20 protein-coding genes and 1 other annotated feature are annotated in these 25,697 nt (G+C 40.5%); of the genes, 1 reads left to right on the forward strand and 19 read right to left on the reverse strand.

Features of this window, described 5'->3' with window-relative positions; genetic code table 11:
• Positions 1-9 precede the first annotated feature (9 nt).
• The 5 genes from hemB to hemA form a co-directional block, all read right to left on the reverse strand.
• Positions 10-993 carry a porphobilinogen synthase gene (hemB, locus tag PQ474_RS11650; RefSeq protein ID WP_273843295.1) on the reverse strand — a complete coding sequence of 328 codons (984 nt, stop codon included), beginning with the start codon at positions 991-993 and terminating at the stop codon, positions 10-12.
• On the reverse strand, positions 993-1,769 hold the full coding sequence (locus PQ474_RS11655) for a uroporphyrinogen-III synthase (RefSeq protein ID WP_273843297.1): 777 nt from the start codon (positions 1,767-1,769) through the stop codon (positions 993-995). The genes hemB and PQ474_RS11655 overlap by 1 nt, the downstream gene beginning before the upstream one ends.
• The gene (gene hemC / locus PQ474_RS11660) at positions 1,766-2,701 is read right to left on the reverse strand and encodes a hydroxymethylbilane synthase (protein ID WP_273843299.1); all 936 of its coding nucleotides are present in this window, start codon (positions 2,699-2,701) and stop codon (positions 1,766-1,768) included. Before hemC ends, PQ474_RS11655 begins: the two co-directional genes overlap by 4 nt.
• Before the next feature lie 101 nt (positions 2,702-2,802).
• On the reverse strand, positions 2,803-3,618 hold the full coding sequence (locus tag PQ474_RS11665; protein ID WP_273843301.1) for a cytochrome C assembly family protein: 816 nt from the start codon (positions 3,616-3,618) through the stop codon (positions 2,803-2,805).
• A gap of 18 nt (positions 3,619-3,636) precedes the next feature.
• The gene (gene hemA / locus PQ474_RS11670; RefSeq protein WP_273843304.1) at positions 3,637-5,016 is read right to left on the reverse strand and encodes a glutamyl-tRNA reductase; all 1,380 of its coding nucleotides are present in this window, start codon (positions 5,014-5,016) and stop codon (positions 3,637-3,639) included.
• A gap of 291 nt (positions 5,017-5,307) precedes the next feature.
• Here hemA and PQ474_RS11675 point away from each other — a divergent pair, with 291 nt between their 5' ends.
• On the forward strand, positions 5,308-5,784 hold the full coding sequence (locus PQ474_RS11675) for a LiaI-LiaF-like domain-containing protein (protein ID WP_273843306.1): 477 nt from the start codon (positions 5,308-5,310) through the stop codon (positions 5,782-5,784).
• Between the two features lie 229 nt (positions 5,785-6,013).
• Here PQ474_RS11675 and yihA read toward each other — a convergent pair whose 3' ends face one another.
• The 14 genes from yihA to ilvD form a co-directional block, all read right to left on the reverse strand.
• Entirely contained in the window at positions 6,014-6,601 is a 588-nt protein-coding gene (gene yihA, locus PQ474_RS11680; RefSeq protein WP_273843308.1) for a ribosome biogenesis GTP-binding protein YihA/YsxC, read from the reverse strand.
• Positions 6,602-6,604: 3 nt separating this feature from the next.
• Positions 6,605-8,926, reverse strand: coding sequence for an endopeptidase La (gene lon, locus PQ474_RS11685; protein WP_273843311.1), 2,322 nt, complete (start codon positions 8,924-8,926; stop codon positions 6,605-6,607).
• A gap of 122 nt (positions 8,927-9,048) precedes the next feature.
• Positions 9,049-10,713 carry an ATP-dependent protease LonB gene (gene lonB, locus PQ474_RS11690; RefSeq protein ID WP_273843313.1) on the reverse strand — a complete coding sequence of 555 codons (1,665 nt, stop codon included), beginning with the start codon at positions 10,711-10,713 and terminating at the stop codon, positions 9,049-9,051.
• A 242-nt stretch (positions 10,714-10,955) separates the two neighbouring features.
• Positions 10,956-12,230 (reverse strand): ATP-dependent protease ATP-binding subunit ClpX, encoded by a 1,275-nt coding sequence (gene clpX / locus PQ474_RS11695; RefSeq protein ID WP_273843316.1) that lies wholly within the window; start codon positions 12,228-12,230, stop codon positions 10,956-10,958.
• Positions 12,231-12,794: 564 nt separating this feature from the next.
• On the reverse strand, positions 12,795-14,087 hold the full coding sequence (gene tig, locus PQ474_RS11700) for a trigger factor (RefSeq protein ID WP_273843318.1): 1,293 nt from the start codon (positions 14,085-14,087) through the stop codon (positions 12,795-12,797).
• A 122-nt stretch (positions 14,088-14,209) separates the two neighbouring features.
• On the reverse strand, positions 14,210-15,253 hold the full coding sequence (locus PQ474_RS11705; RefSeq protein WP_273843321.1) for a tetratricopeptide repeat protein: 1,044 nt from the start codon (positions 15,251-15,253) through the stop codon (positions 14,210-14,212).
• 295 nt (positions 15,254-15,548) lie between these two features.
• Positions 15,549-16,124 (reverse strand): 3-isopropylmalate dehydratase small subunit, encoded by a 576-nt coding sequence (gene leuD / locus PQ474_RS11710; protein WP_273843323.1) that lies wholly within the window; start codon positions 16,122-16,124, stop codon positions 15,549-15,551.
• A 13-nt stretch (positions 16,125-16,137) separates the two neighbouring features.
• Positions 16,138-17,556 (reverse strand): 3-isopropylmalate dehydratase large subunit, encoded by a 1,419-nt coding sequence (gene leuC / locus PQ474_RS11715; RefSeq protein WP_273843328.1) that lies wholly within the window; start codon positions 17,554-17,556, stop codon positions 16,138-16,140.
• A gap of 94 nt (positions 17,557-17,650) precedes the next feature.
• A complete protein-coding gene (leuB, locus tag PQ474_RS11720; protein ID WP_273843331.1) occupies positions 17,651-18,742 on the reverse strand; it encodes a 3-isopropylmalate dehydrogenase in 1,092 nt (363 codons plus the stop codon).
• A 14-nt stretch (positions 18,743-18,756) separates the two neighbouring features.
• Positions 18,757-20,304 (reverse strand): 2-isopropylmalate synthase, encoded by a 1,548-nt coding sequence (locus PQ474_RS11725; protein WP_273843334.1) that lies wholly within the window; start codon positions 20,302-20,304, stop codon positions 18,757-18,759.
• A gap of 12 nt (positions 20,305-20,316) precedes the next feature.
• Entirely contained in the window at positions 20,317-21,354 is a 1,038-nt protein-coding gene (gene ilvC / locus PQ474_RS11730; RefSeq protein ID WP_273843589.1) for a ketol-acid reductoisomerase, read from the reverse strand.
• 23 nt (positions 21,355-21,377) lie between these two features.
• Positions 21,378-21,899 (reverse strand): acetolactate synthase small subunit, encoded by a 522-nt coding sequence (gene ilvN / locus PQ474_RS11735; protein ID WP_273843337.1) that lies wholly within the window; start codon positions 21,897-21,899, stop codon positions 21,378-21,380.
• Positions 21,896-23,623, reverse strand: coding sequence for an acetolactate synthase large subunit (gene ilvB / locus PQ474_RS11740; protein ID WP_273843340.1), 1,728 nt, complete (start codon positions 23,621-23,623; stop codon positions 21,896-21,898). Before ilvB ends, ilvN begins: the two co-directional genes overlap by 4 nt.
• 124 nt (positions 23,624-23,747) lie before the next feature.
• Positions 23,748-24,006 (reverse strand) — a binding site (T-box leader).
• Between the two features lie 3 nt (positions 24,007-24,009).
• Positions 24,010-25,677, reverse strand: a complete 1,668-nt coding sequence (gene ilvD, locus PQ474_RS11745) for a dihydroxy-acid dehydratase (RefSeq protein ID WP_273843344.1) — start codon at positions 25,675-25,677, stop codon at positions 24,010-24,012.
• Positions 25,678-25,697: the final 20 nt, after the last annotated feature.

Genomic DNA, 25,697 nt, shown 5'->3' on the forward strand with positions numbered 1-25,697 from the left:
GCTCCCCTCTTACTCGTTTTCTTGTAACCAACGAACGACATCTTTGGCATGGTACGTTAAAATCAAGTCTGCACCCGCGCGTTTCATGCTCGTTAGTTTTTCAAGTACAATTTCCTTTTCATTGATCCAACCATTTTGACTAGCTGCCTTCACCATCGAATACTCACCACTTACATTGTAAGCAACAATTGGAAAACCTGAGAAATCCTTTACTTCACGAATGACATCTAAGTAGGAAAGTGCCGGTTTGACAATTAAGAAATCTGCGCCTTCCTCCATATCTGACTCCGCTTCACGAAGTGCTTCTAAGCGATTGGCTGGGTCCATTTGGTACGTTTTGCGATCTCCAAATTTAGGAGAGCTATGAGCCGCATCACGGAAAGGTCCGTAAAAAGCAGAAGAGAATTTAACCGCATACGACATAATCGGTACATCAATAAAACCAGCTTCATCTAGACCGTGACGAATCGCAGCAACGAATCCATCCATCATATTAGATGGTGCAATAATATCCGCACCAGCCTCCACTTGTGAAACAGCTGTTTTAGCAAGTAAGTTTAATGTACGGTCATTTAATACTTTGCCACCTTCAATCACACCACAATGGCCATGATCGGTGAACTGACATAAGCACGTATCGGCAATTACGGTTAAGTCTGGATGATTGGCTTTGATTTGACGGATCGCTTTTTGAACGATGCCATGGTCATGGAAAGCAGAAGAGCCTATATCATCTTTTGAATCTGGAACACCAAATACGATAATCGCTGGAATGCCGAGTGCAACGACTTCATCTACTTCTGCGTCTAGTAAATCAAGCGACCAATGAAATACGCCTGGCATAGATGGAACTTCATTTTTCATATTCGTTCCTTCCACAACAAATAATGGGTAAATCAAATCTTCAGGATGTAGATGCGTTTCGCGAACCATTTTGCGAATGCCTGCTGTGCCACGAAGTCTGCGATGACGACGAAATTGTAGATCTTTCATTATACATTCTCCTTTGAATCTAAGATTAATTGGTCTACTAAATGTTCAATTGTGTATGTAGAAGGCATGAGAGTGACTGTCAATCCATACTTTTTTGCCGTACGAGCTGCGATCGGACCGATACAAGCGATCTTAGCTTTTACGTCCATGCCTTTAGCCTGAATGATTTTTATAAAATGGTGAACGGTTGATGAACTTGTAAAGGTTATATAATCAGTCGATTTTAAGCTAGCGAGCACTGCTTCAAGCTGATCCTTTGCTTCAGGTGGATGAATGGTACGGTAGACAGATACATCATCCACCATTGCTCCTAGAGCGGTTAAACCCGTAATTAATTCTATCCGACCAAGATTTCCTCTTGCCACTAGGACTCGGTCGCCTTTTTTAACCTGCCCTGATAAAGCTTCTACTAATCCTTCTGCCACAAAATCGACAGGCAATAAGTCAGCCTTCACGTCGTAGCACTCTAGCATTTGTTCTGTTTTTGTCCCAACTACCGCTATCTTAAGAGGTAATTGTTTTAAATCATACTGATACCTTTGCAGTTCTTTGATAAAATAACGAACGCCATTGGCACTAGTAAAAATCAACCATTGATAGGTTCTAACATTATGTATAGCGGTTTCCAACTCTTTGGAGGAAACCGCTTTAAAAGCAATAAGCGGAACTTCAATCGCTGTTCCGCCTTGCTTGGCAATCAAAAGAGATAAATCTTGAGCTTGTTCCTTTGCTCGTGTAACGAGAACCGTTTTACCAGCTAAAGGATTGGTACTCATCCTTGATCAAGCTCTTTCTTTACTTTATCTAAAATTTCTTTTGCACCTTGATCGAGTAAAAGCTGAGAAGCCTTTTCTCCAATCTCAACAGGGTCATTGCCTGTTACCGTCTCCTTAATTAATATCTTTCCATCGGGAGAGCCGACAAGTGCTGTTAATTCGATTTGATTTTCATCATTGACAACCGCGTATCCTGCAATCGGAACTTGACAGCCGCCTTCCATGCGATTCAAAAATGTACGTTCAGCTGTTACGGTACGAGCTGTTTTATCATCGTTTAAGTGCTGAAGAAGCTCGATCAAATCCGCGTCATCTGCACGACATTCAAGTCCAAGAGCCCCTTGACCAACTGCCGGTACACACATAGCGGGATCTAGATATTCCGTTACTAAGTCTTCTGGGAAACCAAGACGACGAATACCTGCAGTTGCTAAAATAATGGCATCAAAGCCTTCTTCTTTTAACTTACGCAGTCTTGTCTCGACATTCCCGCGAATCCATTTCACTTCAAGATCTGGGCGTTCCGCTAAAATTTGAGCAGATCGTCTTAAGCTGCTCGTTCCGATAACCGCACCTGCCGGAAGATCCGCCAATTTAACGTGATGATTTGAAATTAACGCATCTCTTGCGTCTTCACGTTCAGTAATTGCAGCAAGCTTAAAGTTATCTTGTAACACAGACGGAACATCCTTCATACTATGAACCGCTAAATCTATCTCACCATCAATCAGCGCTTGCTCAATTTCCTTAACAAACAAACCTTTGCCGCCCACTTTTGAAAGGGTGACATCAAGGATACGGTCTCCTTTTGTTACGATCTTCTTCACTTCAAATTCATATCGAAGTCCTGTTTTCTTTAACTGTTCAATTACCCAGTCCGTTTGAACGAGAGCAAGATTACTTTTTCTTGAGCCAATAACAATTTTACGCATAACTTCCTCCAATGACATCTCTTTTCTTACCATTTAAGTTAACAAGAAACGTTTTAGTATCCATTGCTAATTTCACACTACCATTATACCTCTGTCTTTCGTTAGTACCAAATGTGAAAGGACGAATATTGTCCTGATAAGAAATAGTTAATTAATAGAACGAGAAAACCAGCAATACCTAGTAACGCCATATTGTAGCCTATCACTAGTTTGACAACTCTTTGATAAATATAATACGCATAGATCCCTAATACAACTAAAGAGCTTATGACTTTCGTATCAAAGAAAGGGACATAGCTTAGTTGACTATAGGCCCAGATAAATCCGAGAATTAAACCAATTAATAAAAATGGCCAAGCAATCATGACCGCCCCAAATGAGAGCGAATCCAATTTAGATAATGCTCCAAATCGTAGCAATCGTTTCCCCCATAATTTCTTTTTTAACATTTGATGTTGAATGACGTACATAATTTGACAAGCAAATGATAAAGTGAAAGCTGCATATGAGAGTAGGATAAACGAAATGTGGATGACGAGGAGCTCTGAAGCTAGTAAAGCAGAAAGGGATTCTGGTACATCACCATCAGGGGTAAATAAGCTAAAAGCCATCATACTAAACCCAATCACATTTGTGAATAAAACAAGAAAATCGACTTCAAAAAACCAGTTGATGGCAAGCGATAAAGTCACCACTAACCAGGCATAAAAGAACAATCCTTCAAAGGGGGTTAAAAGTGGCAAGCGATCTAACTCCGATGCTCGGTAGATGAAAAAGACCGTTTGCAAAACCCAAACAATAGAAAGCAACCAGAAGGCCATTCGATTGACCTTCCGGTTGTTTTGTAAGAAATCAATAAAATAACCAAGCAAACTCATGCTATATAAAACAATTGTAATAGGATAAATCCAGTTCATTCGTTCGTCCCTTCTTTCTTAAGAACGGACAACAGCTTCACGTTGTCTAGAAATCTTAACAAGTTCCTTCTTTTGGTTTTCCCATTGCTGTTCTGCTTCTTCAATTTGCACTTGCTTTTCTTGCACTGCTAGTTCATCTTCAAGCGCAAAAATTTTCGTAAACAGCTCAAGTGTCGCATCAGCATCTGGTTCTCCTGCTAGTTCTTTCACCTTTGTCACAGGATCACGTAAAATCTGGTTGACGATGCTTTTCGTATGCTTATTTAACACTTTTTTTTCACGATCCGTTAAGTTCGGAAGCTTACGCTCAAGGCTGACCATCGTTTCAGCTTGAACAGCAAGAGCTTTCGTACGTAACGCCGTAATAATTGGAACAACTCCAAGCGTATTTAACCATTGCTTAAACTCATCAATCTCTGCTTCAACCATGATTTCAATCTTTTCAGCTTCGCGCTTCCGCTCAGCTAAATTCGCCTCGACAATATTTTGCAAATCATCAATGTCATATAAGTACACATCATCAAATTCTGCAAGTGCTGGGTCTAAATCACGTGGTACCGCAATATCGACCATGAAAAGCGGACTACCTTTGCGTTTTTTCATCGTTCCAGCTAGCATCTCTTTTGTGATAACGAAATCACGTGCACCTGTCGAACTAATCAAGACATCTGCCTCAGCTAAAGTGCGTTGCAACTCTTCCATTGGTCTCGCTTGTCCGAGAAAACGAGCTGCTAGTTCAATTGCTTTAGCCTCAGTCCGGTTAATAACCGTAATCTGTTTGGCACCGTTAGAATGAAGATGCTTCGCTGTAAGTTCGCTCATCTTCCCCGCACCTAAAATAACGACATGCTTACCAGAGAAGTCACCAAAAATATTTTTCCCCAGTTCTACTGCAGCATAACTAACAGAAACCGCATGTGAACCAATTTCTGTTCCTGTATGAGCTTTTTTCGCCAATGTAACGGCTTGCTTAAACAGTTGGTTAAAGATCGTTCCTGTTGCCCCTTGCTCTTGCGCAAGCAAGAAGCTGTCCTTTACTTGACCTAGAATTTGAGTTTCACCTAAGATCATTGAATCCAACCCACAGGAAACACGGAACAGATGCTCAATCGCATGATGATCTTCTCTTATCTCTAAATAAGCAATAAACTCTTCTTTCTCTAAATCAAACCACTCCGCTAAGAACGTCTTTGTGTAGTGACGACCAGTATGCAATTGGTCGGCAACTACATAAACTTCTGTGCGGTTACAGGTTGATAGGATCGTACACTCCAGTATGCTTTTCATATTGCGCAATTTTGCTAAAGCGTTTGGAAGTTCGGCTTCTTGGAACGCAAACTTCTCTCTCATCTCGACAGGAGCTGTTTTATAGTTAAATCCGACAACAAGAATATGCATCCTGACGCTCACCCCCAAATTTAATATCCGTTCAATATTTATCTATGTTCATTATCTCTTTTTCTTCGTCCAAATTACTTATACTGGACTGACCACTACCAGTATAACATAGCTACATTATAACATGTCTAATCTAGCACGCAAAAAAAAATTGTGAACAGATCATGAAGCTATGCTATCATGATGTTATTGTTTAATCAATTAGGTTTTTCAGCCATATGCTTCCTCTATCTTTATATCTTATCCAAACTTCATCTGATGTATGAATAACAGACTGAAAGGAGAAGTTGAATGAAGACACAGCGTATATTTCCAGGCGTACTACTCATTGGAGTTGGCTGTTATTATTTACTTCAGCAAATTTCCATTCCTTTTCATCAACAACTTTTAAGCTGGCCCTCTTTGCTGCTTGTGATTGGAATTGCTTTTTTACTACAAGCCTATTTCGGGAGAGAGACTTCGATGATTTTCCCAGGTGTGTTATTGACTGGTTTAGCCATTCACTTTCACTTTGATTCACTAGTTAGCTGGTGGCCCAGTCATTGGGGAATGTACACCTTAATCGTAGGTATTGCTTTTTTATTTTCATATTTAAGGTCAAAAAAGGATGGCCTTTTACCTGCAGTTATTCTTTTAGGCATTTCGCTATTTAGCTTTACTTCGATAAATCCTTTTTTATGGCTCCAAGAGGGATTTTCATTTATGCGTTCGCTTTGGCCGATTTTTTTAATCGGGGTTGGGTTGTTTCTGTTATTTAAGAAAAAATAATCTAAAAAAAGCGTGATCTCTTGTTTGAGATCACGCTTTTGGTTTGAAGCCGATTCGTGCTCTATTCAGCTTTTGGATCAGCTCTGGTAGCTTTACTGTGTTGCTTTATTCGCGACTTTTTCTTCTTGAATCTTGACTTTTTTCATGATTATAGCAAGTAGCGCATACTCCAGCTCGATTCCGAAAAAAAGTGGACCGACGTCAACGGACATCGAACCACTCTCTATCTTTATTTAGACACATAATGCAAAATCGTATTCCATACTTGCTCTTTTCCTTGCGCTGTTTCAGAAGAGAACAGCAGTAATGGATCCGACTCGACCTTTTGTAAATCTTTTGAAATGACACTTAAGTGCTTCTGCCATTTTCCTTTTGGAATCTTGTCGCTTTTCGTTGCTACGATAATGACAGGAATGTCAAAATGCTTGAGCCAGCTGTACATCGCTTTGTCATCAGCAGAAGGGGCATGGCGGACATCGACAAGTTGGACAACGGCTTTCAGTTGTTCGCGATCTTGAAGATAGCCTTCGATCATTCTTCCCCACGCTTCACGTTCTGGTTTTGGTGCTTTCGCAAACCCGTATCCAGGTACGTCAACAAAATAAATCATTTCATTGATTTCGTAGAAGTTAAGTGTTTGGGTTTTTCCGGGGCGTTGCGACGTTCGCGCTAACGCTTTACGGTTAATCATTTTATTAATAAATGAGGATTTCCCCACATTCGATCGCCCTGATAAGGCAATCTCCGGTAAACGAGAGGTTGGATATTGTTCTCGTTTGACGGCTACATGTGCTAATTCGGCTTTTGTTACTTTCATTCTTTACTCTCCTAACGCGTTCTTGAGAACTTCATCTAAATGAGAGACGAGAATGAAGGTTAAGTCGTTTCGCACACTTTCCGGCACATCCTCTAAATCTTTCTCATTTTCTTTTGGAATAATAATCGTTGTTAATCCGGCACGGTGAGCACTCATTGATTTTTCTTTGAGTCCGCCGATTGGAAGTACTCGACCACGGAGTGTAATTTCTCCTGTCATTCCAACTTCTTTCTTTACTTTGCGACCTGTTAGTGCAGAAACTAACGCCGTCGCCATTGTAATTCCTGCCGAAGGTCCATCCTTTGGTGTAGCTCCTTCTGGAACGTGAATATGAATGTCTAGCTTTTCATTAAAAGCCGGGTCTATATTCAGTTCTTCTGAACGAGAACGGATGTAACTAAAGGCAGCTTGCGCTGATTCTTTCATGACATCGCCTAACTTCCCTGTCAAAGTCAATTTCCCTTTACCAGGTGCAACGGAAACTTCAATGGAAAGAGTGTCTCCGCCTACAGTTGTGTATGCTAGTCCTGTTGCTGCTCCGACTTGGTCTTCAATCTCTGCTAGCCCATAACGGAACCTTGGTTTTCCAAGTAATTCTTCGACTTTTTTCTCTGAAAGAACGACTTTTTTCTTTTCATTTGAAACGATGATTTTAGCCGTCTTTCGGCAAAGTGTCGCCAGTTGACGCTCTAAGCTTCGGACTCCGGCTTCACGTGTATAATAACGAACGACTTTTTGAATCGCTTCGTCTTTTACTTGTAGCATCCCTTTTGAAAGTCCATGATCTTTCATTTGCTTTGGAAGCAAGTAATTTTTAGCGATTTGGATCTTCTCCACTTCCGTATATCCAGCAATCGAGATGATTTCCATTCGATCAAGTAGCGGTCCTGGAATCGTTCCGATGTTGTTGGCTGTTGTTACAAACATAACCTTTGAAAGGTCATACGGCTCTTCAATGTAGTGATCGCTAAACGTATTGTTCTGTTCAGGATCTAGTACTTCTAGAAGGGCGGCAGATGGATCTCCTCTGAAATCATGAGCCATTTTATCGATTTCATCTAATAGGAAGACTGGATTAATGGAACCACTCTTTTTCATTCCTTGAATGATTCGTCCTGGCATCGCGCCGACATACGTACGGCGATGTCCGCGAATCTCAGCTTCATCTCTTACCCCACCGAGAGAAATTCGGACAAACTTGCGATTAAGCGAACGAGCAATCGAGCGAGCTAGTGACGTTTTACCGACACCAGGAGGTCCCGCCAAACAAAGAATAGGTCCTTTTAATTCTCGAGTTAGCTGCTGAACGGCTAGATATTCTAGTACACGTTCTTTCACTTTTTCAAGGCCATAGTGATCTTCGTTGAGTATTTCCTCTGCGCGAATCACATCAAGCTGGTCCTCTGTCTCAAACGTCCAAGGCAATTGAACAAGCCAATCTAGATAGTTACGTAAAACGGAGCTCTCAGCTGAATTAGATGGCATTTTTTCATAGCGATCTAATTCTTTGAGTGCTTTTTCTTTGATCGCAGCAGGCATGTCTACTTCTTCAATTTTTTCGCGTAACGTTGATACTTCACCTGAACGGCCTTCTTTATCGCCAAGTTCCTTTTGAATCGCCTTCATCTGTTCACGCAAATAATATTCCTTTTGCGTTTTTTCCATCGATTTTTTCACTCGTTGGCCAATCTTCTTCTCTAGACCAAGTACTTCCTGCTCATTATTTAAAATCTCAATTAATTTTAATAAACGGTCTTTGACTGAAGTAAGTTCAAGTAATTCTTGCTTTTGAGCGAGCTTAAGCGGAAGATTTGCGGCAATCACATCCGCAAAATGACCTGGTTCGTTAATATCTTTCACAGACGCTAATGTTTCTGCTGAAATCTTTTTAGAAACCTTTGTGTATTGTTCAAACATTGTCAGTAGATTTCGCATAAGTGCTTGCATTTCAGTCGTTAAGTAAGCATCTTCTTCTTCAACGATTTCTGCCTCTACTTGCAGATAATCATCAAGCTGAATGAATTGGTCAATACGAGCACGCTTGAGTCCCTCTACATGGATACGTACTGTGCCATTCGGAAGTTTTAATAGGTTTTTGACTTTTGCCAGTGTTCCTACATGATAAATTTCTTCTTCAGTAGGATCATCTATTGAAATTTCCTTTTGAGTTGCAAGTAAAATTTGATGGTCCGTTTCCATCACCTGTTCTAACGCCTGAACGGATTTAGGTCTTCCTACATCTAAATGTAGCACCATTGCAGGAAAAACGAGCAATCCGCGTAACGGCAGAAGCGGAATTTGTCGTCTATTGTTTGTATCGACCATCCGCATACACCTCCATACATCCAATTTCTGAATCCAATACAAGATTTAACTGGATTCTTTTGGTGACTTCTCTAATGATAGATCTTTTTCAATTTTATCTTATCACCATATGTTTGTCTAATTTAAACAGGCGCGATGGATGTGTTCAACTCAGTACTTGCCGGAATTATCTCCTCTTCTGCTTGTTCAAAAGCAAGTTCAAGAACTTCATCTAAATGTTCAACAGCCACAACGTCAACACCCGTTATATTTTGTAACAATGCTTGTTCATTTTCTTTCGGGATAATCACCGTTTTCGCACCAGCTAATTTAGCTGCCTCAACTTTGGCGACGACTCCCCCAATCGGCTTTACTTTCCCGTGAATTCCAAGTTCACCTGTCATGGCAACTGTATTTTTCACTTTTTCTCCACGAATAGCGGAATAGATCCCAGTTGCAATCGCAATACCTGCTGATGGGCCATCAACTGGGCCACCACCTGGGAAGTTAACATGTATGTCATAATCTTGAGTTGGGATTCCCATTCTTCTAAGTACAGTCACTACATTTTCTACTGATCCTTTAGCCATACTTTTTCTTCTGATTGAACGTGCTTGGTTGCCCGTGCTCTCTTCTTCTGCAATCCCAGTAATATTGACAGAACCTTTGCCTGGATTATCAATGACATTTACTTCAATCTCAAGAAGAGCACCTAAATTAGGTCCATAGACAGCTAAGCCATTTACCAGTCCAATTGCCGAATCGTGATGGATTTTTCTTTCTGGTCTTGGCGCTATTTGACTAGCATGCAAGACCCATTCTACATCTGCCAATGTAATGGATGTACGTGCTTCCGCCGTTGCAATTCCAGCTGCAATCTGCACAATATTGACTGCTTCACGACCATTTGTTGCATATTTTGCAATTTGTTCGATCGCTCCTTCTTCTGTATCAAATGCGATCTTATCCGCAGCTTTTTGAGCAATTTGGATAATTTCTTTTGGTTTTAACGCACGGAAATACACTTCTAAACAACGAGAGCGAATCGCTGGTGGTAACTCATCCGGTGTTCTTGTTGTCGCTCCAATTAACCTAAAATCCGCTGGTAAACCTTTTTGAAAAATTTCATGAATATGACGCGGGATTTGTTGATTTTCTTCACTATAATACGCACTCTCTAAGAAAACTTTACGGTCCTCAAGAACCTTTAACAGTTTGTTCAATTGGATCGAATGCAATTCTCCAATTTCATCGATAAATAAAACGCCTCCATGTGCTTTAGTTACCGCACCATGCTTCGGCTGTGGAATACCCGCTTGCCCCATTGCTCCAGCACCTTGATAAATAGGATCATGAACAGATCCAATGAGTGGATCGGCTATGCCTCTTTCATCAAAACGAGCTGTGGTTCCATCTAACTCAACAAAAACAGCCGTTTGTGAAAAAGGAGACTGTGCATTCTTTTTTGCTTCTTCTAACACAAGGCGAGCCGCAGCTGTTTTCCCAACACCTGGGGGGCCGTAAATAATCACATGTTGCGGGTTCGGGCCACACAAAGCTGCTCTAAGTGAGCGAATGCCTTCCTCTTGGCCGACAATATCTTTAAAACTAATCGGTCGAACCTTTTCAGATAACGGCTCACTTAATGAAATGGCTCTCATTTTTCGTAGCTCTTCCATTTCCTTTCTTGATTCTCGGTCAATCGAAACCTTCTGATTGCGTTGACTTTTTAATAAATTCCAAAAGTAGACACCTATGATGACACCAAAGAAAAGTTGTACCACCAGTGCAATTCCAGTCCAATTCATGATGAAACCTCCCTGAAGTAGTCGTTTGTTTCTTTTAGTATGACCGGGAAAAACAACACTAATCAAAGAAAGTTTTGAGAATGATTGGAGAAAAAAAGAAAAGCCTGTTGCTACTCACTAGTTAGCCTCTTATCGACCATGTATACCTCTAATGAAGCAAATTGAAACACTGCATTCGTTGCTCCATTAAAAAGCCCGCTATGATGTTCTCATAGCGGGCGACGTTTCACTTGTAGTAGTGTTTACGCGCTTTCTTTTGGTTCTGTTTTAGTCAGTGAAAGTTTTTGTCCATCAGCCGTTAATAATGTAGGTGGTTCATTATCTGTTACACACTTGTCATGGATAACACATTTCACGACGTCATCACGTGATGGTAAGTCAAACATTACATCAAGCATCAATGTTTCAATGATCGAACGCAATCCACGCGCACCTGTTTTACGTTCAATGGCTTTATTGGCAATTTCACGTAGGGCTTCATCTGTGAATTCAAGTTCTACTTCATCAAGTTCTAATAGCTTTTGGTATTGTTTCACTAGAGCGTTTTTAGGTGCTGTTAAAATTTCCACAAGCGCATCAACGTCTAATGGCTCTAAACTCGAGATAACTGGAAGTCGACCGATGAACTCTGGGATCAGTCCAAAGCGAAGTAAATCTTCTGGTAAAACTTTTCCTAAGTATTCACCTGGCTTCAAATCATCTTGTTTCACATCAGATCCAAAACCAATGACTTTCTTGCCAAGACGACGCTTGATAATTTGCTCGATGCCATCAAATGCTCCTCCACAAATGAAGAGAACATTCGTTGTATCTATTTGGATAAACTCTTGATGAGGGTGCTTACGTCCGCCTTGCGGAGGAACACTCGCACTCGTACCTTCTAAAATTTTAAGAAGAGCTTGTTGAACCCCTTCACCCGAAACGTCACGCGTTATGGATGGGTTCTCTGACTTACGAGCTACCTTATCAATTTCATCGATGTAAATAATGCCTTTTTCTGCTTTTTCCACATCATAATCTGCAGCTTGGATTAATTTAAGTAGAATGTTCTCAACATCTTCCCCAACGTAACCAGCTTCTGTTAATGAAGTTGCATCCGCAATCGCAAACGGTACATTTAAAATTCGAGCCAATGTTTGAGCTAATAATGTTTTCCCACTACCTGTTGGCCCAATCATACAAATGTTACTCTTCGCTAATTCCACTTCATCTGAACGTGATAACGAATTAATTCGTTTGTAATGATTATAAACCGCAACAGATAACGACTTCTTTGCTCGGTCCTGTCCAATGACATAGTCACTTAGAATTTGTCTGATTTCACTTGGCTTAGGTACTTCTTGAAATTCAACTTCCTCTTCTGTACCTAACTCTTCCTCGACGATTTCAGTACAAAGTTCAATACACTCGTCACATATATACACACCGGGTCCGGCAACTAACTTACGAACTTGGTCTTGTGTTTTTCCACAAAAAGAACATTTAAGTTGTCCCTTTTCTTCATTGAATTTAAACATTCCATCTTCACCCCTCAAAAAATATTGTACCATCCTCATGCGTTCTACTTTGTAATGAATGGACATGACAATACAATAACTATGAACTAAACATTTCTATAATTGTAAAGAAACAACCGTTTGTTCCGTCATTGTATCACATATGCTGTCTGAATCCCTAAAGATAACCCTTTTCAAACTACAGTAAGTAAGCACATCTTAAAGACAAATCTGTTAAAGTGATTCCTCCACTAACGTAATCCATCTTAACGCTAACGAAAATTATTATGTACTAGATCTTTATCAAGCGATATAGAGGCCAAGCATTCATTGCTTGATTACTTCATTTTATGTATGGATTGATTATACATTCAAGATTCATTAAGAAAAATCCTTTTTTATTAATGAAAATCATTTTTCCATTAGCGTATGTGTAAGTCCATTCTATAATAAGCTTGTTCAATATCGTCAAACTCCATACATGAGCAAAAGAGTCAGGTCTGCCTTATTTTTTGCTTATGGAAAAACAAGGCGCGAATATTCGCGCCTTGTCTACATGATTATTCTACAAGATTTATCAAGTTATTATGCTTTTTTGCTGTTCTCGACAAGAAATTCAACAGCTTTTTGTACTTTAAGATCGCCTTTAATTCCTTCAAGACCACCTTGAGCAGCAAAAATATTTTTAATTTCATCAACTGGACGTTGGTACATCTCAGCCATTTTTTCGATTTCTTTATCTACATCTTCATCAGTAGCTTCAAGATTTTCTGCAATTGCAATCGCTTCTAGAGTAAGGTTTACACGCACGCGCTTTTCACCATCTACTTTAAACTGCTCACGCATTGCTGCTTCATCTTGTCCAGAGAATTGGAAGTATAATTCAAGGTTCATACCTTGAGCTTGTAAACGTTGCTCAAATTCTTGTAGCATACGGTCTACTTCCGTGTTAACCATCGCTTCAGGAATATCAATTTTAGCATTCTCTGCAGCTTTTTCTACTAATGTATCACGAACGGCATGCTCAGCTTGATGTTCTTTATCTTTAGTTAACTTCTCTTTAAGTTGAGTTTTAAGCTCTTCTAACGTTTCTACTTCTTCGTTAGCATCTTTTGCGAATTCATCATCAAGAGCAGGAAGTTCTTTACGCTTAATGTCATGAATTTTCACTTTGAATGTAGCAGGCTTACCAGCTAAGTTTTCAGCATGATACTCTTCCGGGAATGTTACTTCAACGTCTTTTTCTTCTCCAGCTTTAAGACCAACTAATTGCTCTTCAAATCCTGGAATGAATTGACCTGAACCAATTTCAAGAGAATAGTTATCAGCTTGTCCGCCTTCAAACGCTTCTCCATCGACAAAGCCTTCGAAATCAAATACAGCTGTGTCGCCATTTTCAATAGCTCCATCTTCTACTACTACAAGCTCAGCTTGACGCTCTTGAAGTTGCTTAAGCTCAGCTTCTACATCTTCATCCGTAACGGTTGTATCTTGTGCTTCTACTTCAAGTCCTTTGTACTCACCAAGTTCAACTTCTGGTTTAACAACTACTTTTGCTTTAAAAACTAAAGTAGAACCCTTTTCCATTGTCTCGATGTCAATTTCAGGACGATCAACTGGCTCAATACCAGCTTCTTGAACAGCTGCACCATAAGCTTCTGGTAATAAGATATCAAGAGCATCTTGATAAAGTGACTCTACACCAAATTGCTTTTCAAATAGTGAACGAGGTACTTTTCCTTTACGGAATCCTGGTACATTCACCTTTTTTGAAACCTTTTTAAACGCTTGATCTAATGCTGCGTCAACCTTTTCAGCTGCTACATCAACTGTAAGGACGCCTTCATTTCCTTCTAACTTTTCCCATTTTGTAGTCATTTACTTTCCCTCCAACTATGCACATCTTCGTTTCCGAACGATAGATTTCTTCTATTATCTTTGACAACCACTCTAGTATACCATAACGTTCAGTCATTTCAAATAGAACTACACTGTTTGTTCTACTGTCTATCAAATTCAGAGCCATCAATCTGATAGGTAATGGCTTCAAGCTCTTTCACTTCGATCACTTTCTGAAGAAAAGCTTCTAATTGATCTTGATATTTTTCTTTCAATCTTTCTACTACTTCTTCGAGACCCATTCTTTCCGCTGCACAATATTGGAAAACATCTGTCCACCATTTTGCATTTTCTGGCTCCGGTAGAAACGGATAAAGCGCCCATAAATAAGCGGTACTTAACTGCTTAGCGATTTCAAATAGCAGAGGATCGGTATGTTCAAGTTCCTTGCTTAATAAATCTAGCAGTTGCTCATGAAATGTATGTTGATAAATATTGGCTAGTTCGCTTGGGACGATTTCCAACTCCCTGCCTTGTTTCCTCATATGTATTGGTTCGGTACATCCTTTATCCTTCAAAGCATGTAAAGCCATACTCTGTAGAACGTAATCTCGATCGCCTTTTTTTATAAACTCTATCAGCCATTTTGTCGACTCAGGGTTTTCGATCTCTTTTAGCTGTTGAATCGCCTTCGATTGTAAAACCAAGACATCTGATTCAAGCATCGTTTTCAACTCGAGTGGGATCGGTTCATCTTTTGCATCATGCTGACCAAGCCACTCCTGGTCACCAACCATCTGTCGACTGAAATGCAATAGTTGATAAAAGGATTCTGCATATTGAGAAGGAAATTGATTTTCTGATAAAACGGCATCAAGAATATTGACAACATCCTGATAGTTTCCTAACTGGACGAGCAGAGAGATATGTACTTGTAAGTTTTCGTAATAATCACCAATGCCTTCACGCAGTAAACTATCTGTATGTTCGACTGCTTCTTCTAACCTGCCTAGTTCAACAAGACTGAGCATTTTCCCAAATAAGACCTGGGGATTTTCCGGTTCATGTTCATAAGCTGAAAGAAAAAACTCATAGGCTTTATTGCCATCCTTTTCTTTCAATGCCTCCATGCCTTTTTCAATCAAACGCTTTACAAGACCGGGATATAATATTACATTTTCTTTTTTATGTATTCGTTTATCCACCAGAACCGCTCCACTCTTTAATGAGTTTTTGTGCGTGTTCAAAAAGTGGTGAGACTAACTTGCCCTTCGACTTAGGGGATAGACTTTTTGAACATCTACGTTCTCATAAGTTTATCAGTTACCTTCAAGCATTACAATCGTTCGTTAATTAGAGAAAAGGTGACTCCGATTAGCCTTGTTGGCTATTATTAGAGTCACCCTTTGACGTGTCTTTTTATTCAATAACAATAAACTTCATTTTCTTTGCAGAAAAAACACAACTCCAAGGATAACGCGGTCAAACCAACACTTGGGTTTATCCTTTTTCGTAAGCTAGGATTTCCTCTTCGTATTTAAGTGTTAACCCAATTTCGTCCCAACCGTTTACTAGCATTTCTTTCCAGTATGGATCGATCGCAAATGATGCTTCAAATCCTTCTCCGCTAATCGTTTGATCTTCTAAACTCACACTAAGCTCATACTTACTATCTGCTCCTTTATTAAGAAGCTGATAGACATTCTTCTCATCTAATCGAATGGGAAGCATGCCGTTCTTCACACAGTTATTATAAAAAATATCGGCAAAGCTTGGCGCAATAATGATTTTAAATCCATAGTCATGCAAGGCCCAAGGTGCATGCTCACGGGAGGATCCACAACCAAAGTTATGTCCAGCTACAAGAATGGTTGCTCCTTGATTATGCTCTTGGTTCAGTTCAAATTTTGGATCCGGTTTTCCATCTTGTGTAAACCGCCAGTCATAAAATAAAAACTGTCCAAAACCAGTGCGCTCCACTCGTTTTAAAAATTGTTTCGGAATGATTTGGTCAGTATCGACATTTACTCGGTCTAATGTCGCGATAATTCCTTTATGATTCACAATTGGTTCCATCGTTTTTCTCCTCCTATTGCGTGACCTTTAGAGTCTTCCACTCACGAATATCGACAAAATGACCAGCAATAGCAGCAGCTGCAGCCATCTGCGGGCTTACTAAATGCGTACGTGCGCCTTTTCCTTGACGACCTTCGAAATTCCGGTTTGAAGTAGATGCACAACGCTCTCCTTCTGGAACCACATCAGGATTCATGCTTAAGCACATGCTACAGCCTGAACTACGCCATTCAAAACCTGCATCTATAAAGATCTGGTCAAGTCCTTCTGCTTCTGCACGCTGTTTCACTTTCTGCGATCCCGGTACAACAAGAGCGCGAACATGATCAGCGACTTTTTGGCCTTTGATCACACTTGCAGCAACCCGTAAATCACTAAGGCGTGAATTCGTACAGGAGCCGATGAACACATGCTGAATGCTGATTTCAGAAACAGGAGTTCCTGGTGTCAGCTCCATGTAATCCAATGCTTGTTGAATCGCACGTTTATCTGTATCAGTTTTTCCGTCTGTTGGATTTGGAACTAGTTTTGAAATTCCTACTCCTTGTGACGGATTCGTTCCCCATGTGACCATTGGTTCGATTTCTGATGCATCGATTGTTACCACTCGATCATAACTAGCACCCTCATCGGTTGCTAATGCTTTCCATTCTTCTACTATTTCAGAGAAGGCTTCTCCTGAAGGAACATGTTGTCTTCCTTCTAAGTAGTCAAACGTCACTTGATCTGGACTAATTAAACCAGCTTTTGCCCCTGCTTCAATCGACATATTACAAATCGTCATTCGCTCTTCCATCGTCATCCCACGGATCGCATCTCCAGTAAACTCAGCGACTGAGCCTGTGCCAACATCAACTCCAAATTTAGCAATAATAGCTAGAATCACGTCTTTTGCTGAAATGCCCGGAGATAGAGTACCTGTTACACGAATCTCAAGCGTCTTTGGACGTGATTGCCACAAAGATTGAGTAGCAAGAACATGCTCAACTTCACTTGTTCCGATTCCAAAAGCTAGTGCACCAAATGCACCGTGTGTAGATGTGTGACTGTCTCCACAAACGATCGTTTTCCCTGGTTGAGTTAATCCTAGTTCAGGACCAATGACATGAACAATTCCGTTTTCCGGATGTTCTAAATCTACTAAATCAATTCCAAACTCATTACAGTTTTGTGCTAATGTCTCAATCTGAGTTCGAGCAATTTGATCTGTAATATCATAGCGATTAACAGTAGGTACGTTATGATCCATCGTCGCAAACGTTAGGTCAGGACGTCTCACTTTACGGTTTGCTAAACGCAATCCTTCGAACGCTTGTGGTGAAGTCACTTCATGTACCATGTGTAAATCTATATAGAGGAGACTAGGCTTCCCTTCTTCTGCGATTACTTCGTGTTTTTCCCAAATCTTCTCAATGATCGTTTTAGGTGCCATTGTTCGCTCCTCCTCTTCATTTTTCATTTTTTTCTCTCTTATAGAAGATCATGACTTCTTAAACGTTCATCCTCCAATTAAGAAGTCATTTCTTTTAAGCTGTTACTACTTTTTCTCCCAACGCTTCAATAACCTTTGCTGTCATTTCAACCGTTGAAAGAGCTTTGGATGAATCACTTGTTAAATCAGCCGTTCTATAGCCTTTTTCTAACACGTCATCAATTGCATCTTGCAGTGCAGCTGCTTCATTAGGCATTTTAAAAGCAAAAGTTAGCATCATCGTTAATGATGAAAGAGTCGCTAATGGATTTGCAATTCCCTTGCCTGCAATATCTGGAGCCGAACCATGAATCGGTTCAAATAATCCTGGTCCGTCCTGACTCATGCTTGCTGAAGGAAGCATTCCTAAAGAACCTGTAATCATCGATGCTTCATCGCTTAAAATATCTCCAAACATATTCTCAGTGACCATCACATCGAACTGTCTAGGGTTGCGTATTAACTGCATGGCAGCATTATCAACTAGCATGTGACTATATGACACTTCCGGGTAATCTCCCGCTACTTCGTCAACAATTTCTCTCCATAGACGACTTGATTCCAATACATTCGCTTTATCTACTGACGTTAATTGACCACGGCGTTCTTTCGCGAATTCAAAGCCTTTACGAACGATGCGTTCAATTTCGCTACGAGAATACACAAGTGTATCAACAGCTGTCTCTTGCTCACCTTCGCCTCTACGTTCACGTGGCTCTCCAAAATAGATTCCGCCTGTTAATTCTCTTAAAATCAGCAAGTCTACTCCTTCGATAACCTCATTTTTAAGTGGAGAAGCTTCTGCTAGAGAATCATAAATGGTTACAGGACGAAGATTGGCAAAAAGTTCAAGTTGCTTACGAAGACCAAGCAAACCTTGTTCAGGGCGCTGATGTCCAGGAAGCGTCTCCCATTTAGGTCCACCAACAGCTCCTAGTAAAACAGCATCACTCTGTTTACAAATAGATAGTGTTTCTTCTGGTAGAGGCGAACCCGTTTTATCAATCGCAACTCCACCGAGATCGCCATAAACAAATTCAAATTCATGATTATATAAGCGACCAATTTCAGTTAAAACCTGCGTAGCTGACTCACATACTTCTGGTCCTATGCCATCACCAGGGAGAATAGCAATTCGTTTTTTCATTGTTTCGTCCCCCATTAAACCTTTAGTGGATTTGTACGTTGTTCATTAAATAACTTACGACTAATGGTACGGTTCACCGCATTAATATACGCTTTAGCTGAGGCTTCAAGCACATCATGAGCCGTTCCTCGTCCAGACGATTCCGTTCCATCGTACTGTACCGTCACATACACTTCTGCAAGTGAGTCACGCCCAGCTGTTGTCGATTGAATCCGGTAATCCATTAATAGGATTGGTTCATCCACTACACGCTCTAATGTGTTATAGATCGCTTCAACACTACCAGATCCCGTCCCAGCTTCTTGTACCGTTTCTCCATTTGGAAGTTTCATCGTAATGGTAGCCGTAGGAATATTCGTTGTACCATAATTAACTTGTAACGTCTCAAGCTCATAATGAGAAACAGCTGAACCAACTGTTGCTTCAGTCATAAGAGCAAATAAATCTTCTTCTGTGATGTCTTTCTTTTTATCTGCAAGATCTTTGAAGGCAACAAATGTCTTTTGCAACTGTTCGTCTGAACCATTAAAGCCAAGCTCTACTAACTTATCTTTAAATGCGTGACGGCCTGAATGTTTTCCAAGAACCATTCGATTAGATGAAACACCGACTAATTCAGGTGTAATAATTTCATAGGTCTCTTTGTTTTTCAAGACGCCATCTTGATGGATGCCTGACTCATGTGCAAAGGCATTCGCACCAACAACCGCTTTATTACTCGGAACAACCATCCCTGTTAATTTACTTACAAGAGTACTTGTTCTTTTAATTTCTTTTAATGTTAAATTCGTCTTCGCTTGGTAGTGATCTTGACGAATATTCAACGCGACAGCAATTTCTTCAAGTGAAGCATTCCCAGCACGTTCCCCAATTCCATTCACCGTACACTCAACCTGACCGGCTCCGTTTTGAATCGCTGCTAATGAGTTTGCAACAGCCATCCCTAAATCATCGTGGTTGTGAGTGGAAAGAATCGCTTTATCAATATTAGGTACATGTTCAGATACATAGCGGAACATTTGACCAATTTCATAAGGAGTTGTGTAACCGACTGTATCTGGAAGATTAATAACCGTAGCTCCGGCATCAATCACCTCACGAATGATTCTTGCTAAAAATGGCAAGTCAGAGCGACTTGCATCTTCAGCTGACCATTGAACTTGCGGAAACTTTGCAGCAGCCTGCTTAACAGCCGCTACCGCATTTTCCACAACTTGATCCGGTGTCATTCGAAGTTTATATTCCATATGGATAGGAGAAGTGGCAATAAAAACGTGAATTCTTGGTTCTGCACTTTCCTTAAGTGCTTCCCAAGTCGTTTCAATTTCACGCTCAAGGGAACGGGAAAGACCTGTGATTGAGCTGCCCTTTACAGTTTGGGCGATCGCTTTAACCGAAGCAAAGTCTCCTTGAGAGGAGGCTGGAAATCCAGCCTCAATAATGTCTACACCCAAGCGTTCTAACTGCTTCGCAATCTCAAGTTTCTCTTGAAAGTTTAAATTCACACCTGCTGACTGTTCTCCGTCTCTTAGCGTGGTATCGAAAACATTAATCTTACGCACTTTAACCACTCCTTAGATTTTTGATTTTGCCTTTACGAATGGCATCATTTCACGTAGTTCACGTCCAACAACTTCAATTGGATGTTGGCTTTCTGCTCTAGTGATTGCCGTAAATTCTGGACGATTCGCTTGGTTTTCAAGGATCCAACCTTTAGCGAATTTACCCGTTTGAATATCAGTAAGAACTTTCTTCATCGCTTTCTTTGTATCTTCAGTTACGATTTGAGGACCTGCTACATAATCTCCCCACTGTGCTGTATCAGAGATTGAATAACGCATTGTTTCTAGTCCACCCTCATACATAAGGTCAACAATTAACTTTAATTCATGTAAACATTCGAAGTAAGCAACTTCTGGTTGGTAACCAGCTTCAACAAGTGTTTCAAAACCTGCTTTAACAAGGGCAGAAGCTCCTCCACATAGTACAGCTTGCTCACCGAATAGATCTGTTTCTGTTTCTTCTTGGAATGTTGTTTCAAGAACACCAGCGCGTGCAGAACCGATTTGTTTTGCGTAAGCTAAAGCAATATCTTTTGCTTGACCAGTTGCATCTTGGTATACAGCGATTAATCCAGGAACACCGCCACCTTCTTCAAATACACGACGTACTAAGTGACCAGGTCCTTTTGGAGCTGCTAGGAACACGTCTACGTTGCTTGGTGGTACGATTTGATTAAAGTGAATGTTGAAACCATGCGCAAATGCAAGAGTTTTACCTTCTGTTAGTTCAGGCTCAATTTCATTTTTGTAAACAGTTGGTTGAAGCTCATCCGGAAGAAGGATCATGATTAGATCAGCTTGTGCTGCAGCTTCACGAACAGTAAATACTTCGAAACCATCTTCTACTGCTTTATCCCACGATTTACCAGGGCGAAGACCAACGATTACGTCTTGACCACTTTCACGCATATTTAATGAATGAGCATGACCTTGTGAACCATAACCGATTACTGCTACTTTTTTCCCTTTTAAAACTGCTTCGTTAACGTCTGAATTGTAATATACCTTTGCCATAATGAATCTCTCCTCTTTGTTTAAATGATTATATATTTTTGAATTATGAATTCACTAGATTAATTAATGAGTGTTAATCGATATGGATCTGTTACAGGTTTTTTCGTGCTGCGATTAAAGGCAGTTATACCCGTCCGGGCAATTTCTTTAATTCCATAAGGACGAAGCAAATCAATAAACGCTTCAACTTTTGAATGGTCCCCTGTAATTTGAATCGTCATGGACTCACGACCAACATCAATAATAGTTGCTCTAAAAGGATTAACAAGTGCTGCAACTTCCCCGCGTTGTTGCGGTGTTACAACAATTTTAACAAGAGCGAGCTCTCGAGCAACAATCGACTCATCTGTTATATCTTTTACTTTTAACACATCCACTTGTTTGTTCAGTTGCTTAATCACTTGTTCAACATTTTGCATGCTATCAACGGCAACGACGAACGTCATTCTCGAAACTACTGGATTTTCAGTAACTCCAACCGTGATGCTTTCAATATTATAATGACGTCTAGCAAACAACCCGGTAATACGGTTTAGCACACCAGACGTATTGTTCACTAGTGCTGTGATCGTTCTTTTCATAGTGGCTTAACCCCTTCCATTTGATGTTGTCCCTTACCAGGTGAGATCATTGGGTAAACATTCTCTTCCTTGGCAACGCGAATATCCATTAGAACAGGGCCAGGATGAGCAAGCATTTCCTTTAGAGCGCCCTTTAAGTCAGAAAGTTGATCGACTCTCATCCCTTTAATGTCATAAGCATCTGCTAGTTTCACAAAATTAGGTTGAACTGGGAACAATGAATTGGAATAACGCTCACCATGGAACAATTGCTGCCATTGTCTAACCATTCCTAATGAAGCGTTGTTGACAATGACGATTTTTACAGGAAGATTTAACTCTTGTAAAAGCGACAACTCCTGAGCGGTCATTTGAAAACCAGCATCACCGATTACAGCAATAACAGGAGATTCCGGTTCAGCAAATTGGGCACCAATCGCAGCAGGGAATCCGAATCCCATTGTTCCTAACCCCCCTGAAGTAACCCAACGATTTGGCTTATTGAAGCGGTAGAACTGAGCTGACCACATTTGATGTTGACCAACATCAGTCGTCACAATCGCTTCTCCATTCGTTACTTCATGAATCAATTCAATCAAGTTTTGCGGTTTAATCGTTTCGCCATCTTCTTTATACCAGAGTGGATATTCTTGCTTCATTCCTTGTAGTTTTGCACACCAGTCAGCTGTATCTCCCATTTTTTCTTGCTCTTCTAGCAACATTTGTACCGCTAATTTCGCGTCACCTACAACTGGGATTTCCGTTTTGATGTTTTTACCAATTTCTGCCGGGTCTATATCAATGTGAACCACACGTGCATTTGGTGCAAAATGAGCTAGATTTCCAGTTAAGCGATCATCAAAACGAGCGCCAATACTAATTAATAAGTCTGATTCGTAAATAGCCATATTAGCTGTGTACGTTCCGTGCATTCCACCCATTCCTAAAAATAGATCATGGTCTCCTGGAAAGCCTCCTAACCCTAGTAATGTATTAACTACTGGGATTTTCGTTGCCTCGACATAGCTCAATAACTCTTCTGAAGCCTTACCGTGTAAAACTCCTGCTCCTGCTAAAATGATAGGTCTTTTCGCTTTCGTAACGGCGTCAACGACCTTTCTAATTTGTAGACGGTTTGGAACAAGTGTTGGTTGATAACCCGGAAGATTAACTTCAGTCTCATAATCGAAAATGCCTGTTGCTAAAGACACATCTTTGGGAAGATCAATTAGAACCGGTCCTGGTCTACCTGTTGTTGCAATATGGAAAGCTTCCTTAATAATTCTTGGAAATTCCTCTACCGAACGAACTTGATAGTTATGCTTTGTGATCGGCATCGTGATTCCAATAATATCAGCCTCTTGAAATGCATCTGTTCCAATGACTGTTGTTGCCACCTGCCCTGTAATAACAACAAGAGGAAGGGAATCAATCATTGCATCTGCAATTCCAGTAATGACATTGGTAGCTCCTGGTCCAGAAGTAACGATACAAACACCTGGTTTTCCCGAGACTCTAGCATATCCTTCTGCTGCATGAATGGCTCCTTGTTCATGTCTAGCTAACACATGATGAATGCCTGTTTTATAAATTTCATCATATGTTGGTAGAATCGCACCACCCGGGTAACCAAAAATAACATCGACACCTTCTTGAGCCAGTGCTTCAATTAACATACTTGAACCAGATAATTCTTTTGGTTTTTCGCTTGTTTCTTGCTCTTTGTTCTTTAGCTTAGTACTCATTTGCTCGTACCTCCTTTTATAATCTTGTTTTATTTATTAAAGATTTTGAAATTAATAAATGCTAATTTTATATAATGGCATAAAAAAAAATCTTTCCACCCCATATAAGCCACAAAAATGTCGCTGAAGGGGCGAAAAGACTTTTCTTTCCACGGTACCACCCTTATTCATTGAACGACCTAGATCATTCAATCTTATGGATAAGTTTCCACTTATCACATTTTAATAACGAGTGCTGTGAACACCCGACCATTCCTACTAGAAAATCGTTCAGAATGATACTCAGAGGCGAGTTTCATCAAAGTTGACAACGCCGCATTTCAGCACCACGGCTCTCTGTTGAAGTCAATGCTTCGACTACTTTTCCTCATCTACGTTTTAGTTTTTTAAATTTTCATGACCCCGCCTGTGTTAGCCGAAGTTACTAATTTTGCATATCTAGCAAGATATCCTTTTTTCACTTTTGGTTCTGGCTCAACCCAGCCTTCTTTACGCTCGGCGTGAACTTCTTCTGATACGAGCCATTCAATTGTTCGATTCGTTAAATCGATTCGAATAAGATCACCGTTTTCTACGAATGCAATTGGACCACCAGCTGCAGCTTCTGGAGAGATATGACCTATTGAAATCCCTCTAGACGCTCCTGAAAAACGACCATCTGTGATAAGAGCTACTTTTGTTCCTAATCCTCTACCGGCAATGGCAGAAGTCGGTGCAAGCATTTCAGGCATTCCAGGTCCACCTTTAGGGCCTTCATAACGTATGACGACAACGTGCCCTGCACGAACAAGACCTTCGTCAATTCCTTTTTGTGCTTCTTCTTGAGAATTAAAAACGATTGCCTCTCCTTCAAACACTTTAATAGAAGGATCAACAGCTCCTACTTTAATAACTCCACCATCCGGTGCAATGTTGCCATATAGAATGGAGAGACCGCCAACTGGACTGTATGGATTATCTTTACGACGTATCACATCATCATTAGTAATTTCTGCATCTTTTACATTTTCATACAAGCTTTTCCCAGTAATCGTAATTCGATCAGGATGAATGGCACCTTCGATCGAGCAAAGTTCTTTGATGATTGCACTCACTCCACCTGCGTGGTGTACATCATCCATTGAATAATCAGAAGCTGGACTGATCTTAGATAAATAAGGAACTCGTTCAGCAACTTGATTAATTCTAGTTAGATCGTAATCAATTTCAGCTTCATTCGCAATAGCTAGTGTGTGTAGGACTGTGTTCGTCGAACCACCCATTGCCATATCAAGTGCAAATGCATCATCAATCGTTGCTTCTGTAACAATATCGCGAGGACGAATGTCCTTTTCGATTAAATTCATTAAGTGCTTCGCAGCATCCTTAATCAACTTATGGCGTTCATCAGATGTAGCGACGATCGTTCCATTACCTGGTAGAGCTAGCCCAAGCATTTCCATTAATGAATTCATTGAGTTTGCAGTGAACATTCCTGAACAGGATCCACAAGTTGGACAAGCTGTCTGTTCAATTTCAAGGAGTTCTTCCCTTGTCATATTACCTGACGAAAATGCGCCTACTCCTTCAAAGACAGATACAAGTGACAAGTTTTTACCATCTTTTGTCTTACCTGCCTCCATTGGGCCACCTGAAACAAAGACAGATGGTACGTTGGTTCTAACTGAAGCCATTAACATTCCTGGTGTAATCTTATCACAGTTTGGAATGTAAAATACACCATCAAACCAGTGTGCATTAATAACAGTCTCCGCAGCATCACAGATGATTTCACGACTTGGAAGTGAATAACGCATTCCAATATGTCCCATCGCAATTCCATCATCTACACCAATCGTGTTGAATTCGAATGGAATTCCTCCGGCTTCACGAATCGCTTCTTTCGCTACTTCCGCAAATTTATTTAAATGCATGTGACCTGGAATAATATCAATGTAAGAGTTACAGACACCAATAAATGGCTTATCCATATCTTCATCTTTTACACCTGCTGCACGAAGTAAGCTTCGATGCGGCGCCCGGTCAATCCCCTTTTTTATCATGTTACTTCTCATTCGTACCCGCTCCCTATTTC

Source organism: Halalkalibacter alkalisediminis (assembly GCF_028610705.1).
Lineage (GTDB): Bacteria > Bacillota > Bacilli > Bacillales > Bacillaceae_D > Halalkalibacter > Halalkalibacter alkalisediminis.

Bases quoted from the DNA above. Each gene is read 5' to 3' on its own strand.
- hemB (WP_273843295.1), bottom strand. From the start codon at position 993: ATGAAAGATCTACAATTTCGTCGTCATCGCAGACTTCGTGGCACAGCA.
- PQ474_RS11655 (WP_273843297.1), bottom strand. From the start codon at position 1,769: ATGAGTACCAATCCTTTAGCTGGTAAAACGGTTCTCGTTACACGAGCA.
- hemC (WP_273843299.1), bottom strand. From the start codon at position 2,701: ATGCGTAAAATTGTTATTGGCTCAAGAAAAAGTAATCTTGCTCTCGTT.
- PQ474_RS11665 (WP_273843301.1), bottom strand. From the start codon at position 3,618: ATGAACTGGATTTATCCTATTACAATTGTTTTATATAGCATGAGTTTG.
- hemA (WP_273843304.1), bottom strand. From the start codon at position 5,016: ATGCATATTCTTGTTGTCGGATTTAACTATAAAACAGCTCCTGTCGAG.
- PQ474_RS11675 (WP_273843306.1), top strand. From the start codon at position 5,308: ATGAAGACACAGCGTATATTTCCAGGCGTACTACTCATTGGAGTTGGC.
- yihA (WP_273843308.1), bottom strand. From the start codon at position 6,601: ATGAAAGTAACAAAAGCCGAATTAGCACATGTAGCCGTCAAACGAGAA.
- lon (WP_273843311.1), bottom strand. From the start codon at position 8,926: ATGGTCGATACAAACAATAGACGACAAATTCCGCTTCTGCCGTTACGC.
- lonB (WP_273843313.1), bottom strand. From the start codon at position 10,713: ATGAATTGGACTGGAATTGCACTGGTGGTACAACTTTTCTTTGGTGTC.
- clpX (WP_273843316.1), bottom strand. From the start codon at position 12,230: ATGTTTAAATTCAATGAAGAAAAGGGACAACTTAAATGTTCTTTTTGT.
- tig (WP_273843318.1), bottom strand. From the start codon at position 14,087: ATGACTACAAAATGGGAAAAGTTAGAAGGAAATGAAGGCGTCCTTACA.
- leuD (WP_273843323.1), bottom strand. From the start codon at position 16,124: ATGGAACCAATTGTGAATCATAAAGGAATTATCGCGACATTAGACCGA.
- leuC (WP_273843328.1), bottom strand. From the start codon at position 17,556: ATGGCACCTAAAACGATCATTGAGAAGATTTGGGAAAAACACGAAGTA.
- leuB (WP_273843331.1), bottom strand. From the start codon at position 18,742: ATGAAAAAACGAATTGCTATTCTCCCTGGTGATGGCATAGGACCAGAA.
- ilvN (WP_273843337.1), bottom strand. From the start codon at position 21,899: ATGAAAAGAACGATCACAGCACTAGTGAACAATACGTCTGGTGTGCTA.
- ilvB (WP_273843340.1), bottom strand. From the start codon at position 23,623: ATGAGTACTAAGCTAAAGAACAAAGAGCAAGAAACAAGCGAAAAACCA.
- ilvD (WP_273843344.1), bottom strand. From the start codon at position 25,677: ATGAGAAGTAACATGATAAAAAAGGGGATTGACCGGGCGCCGCATCGA.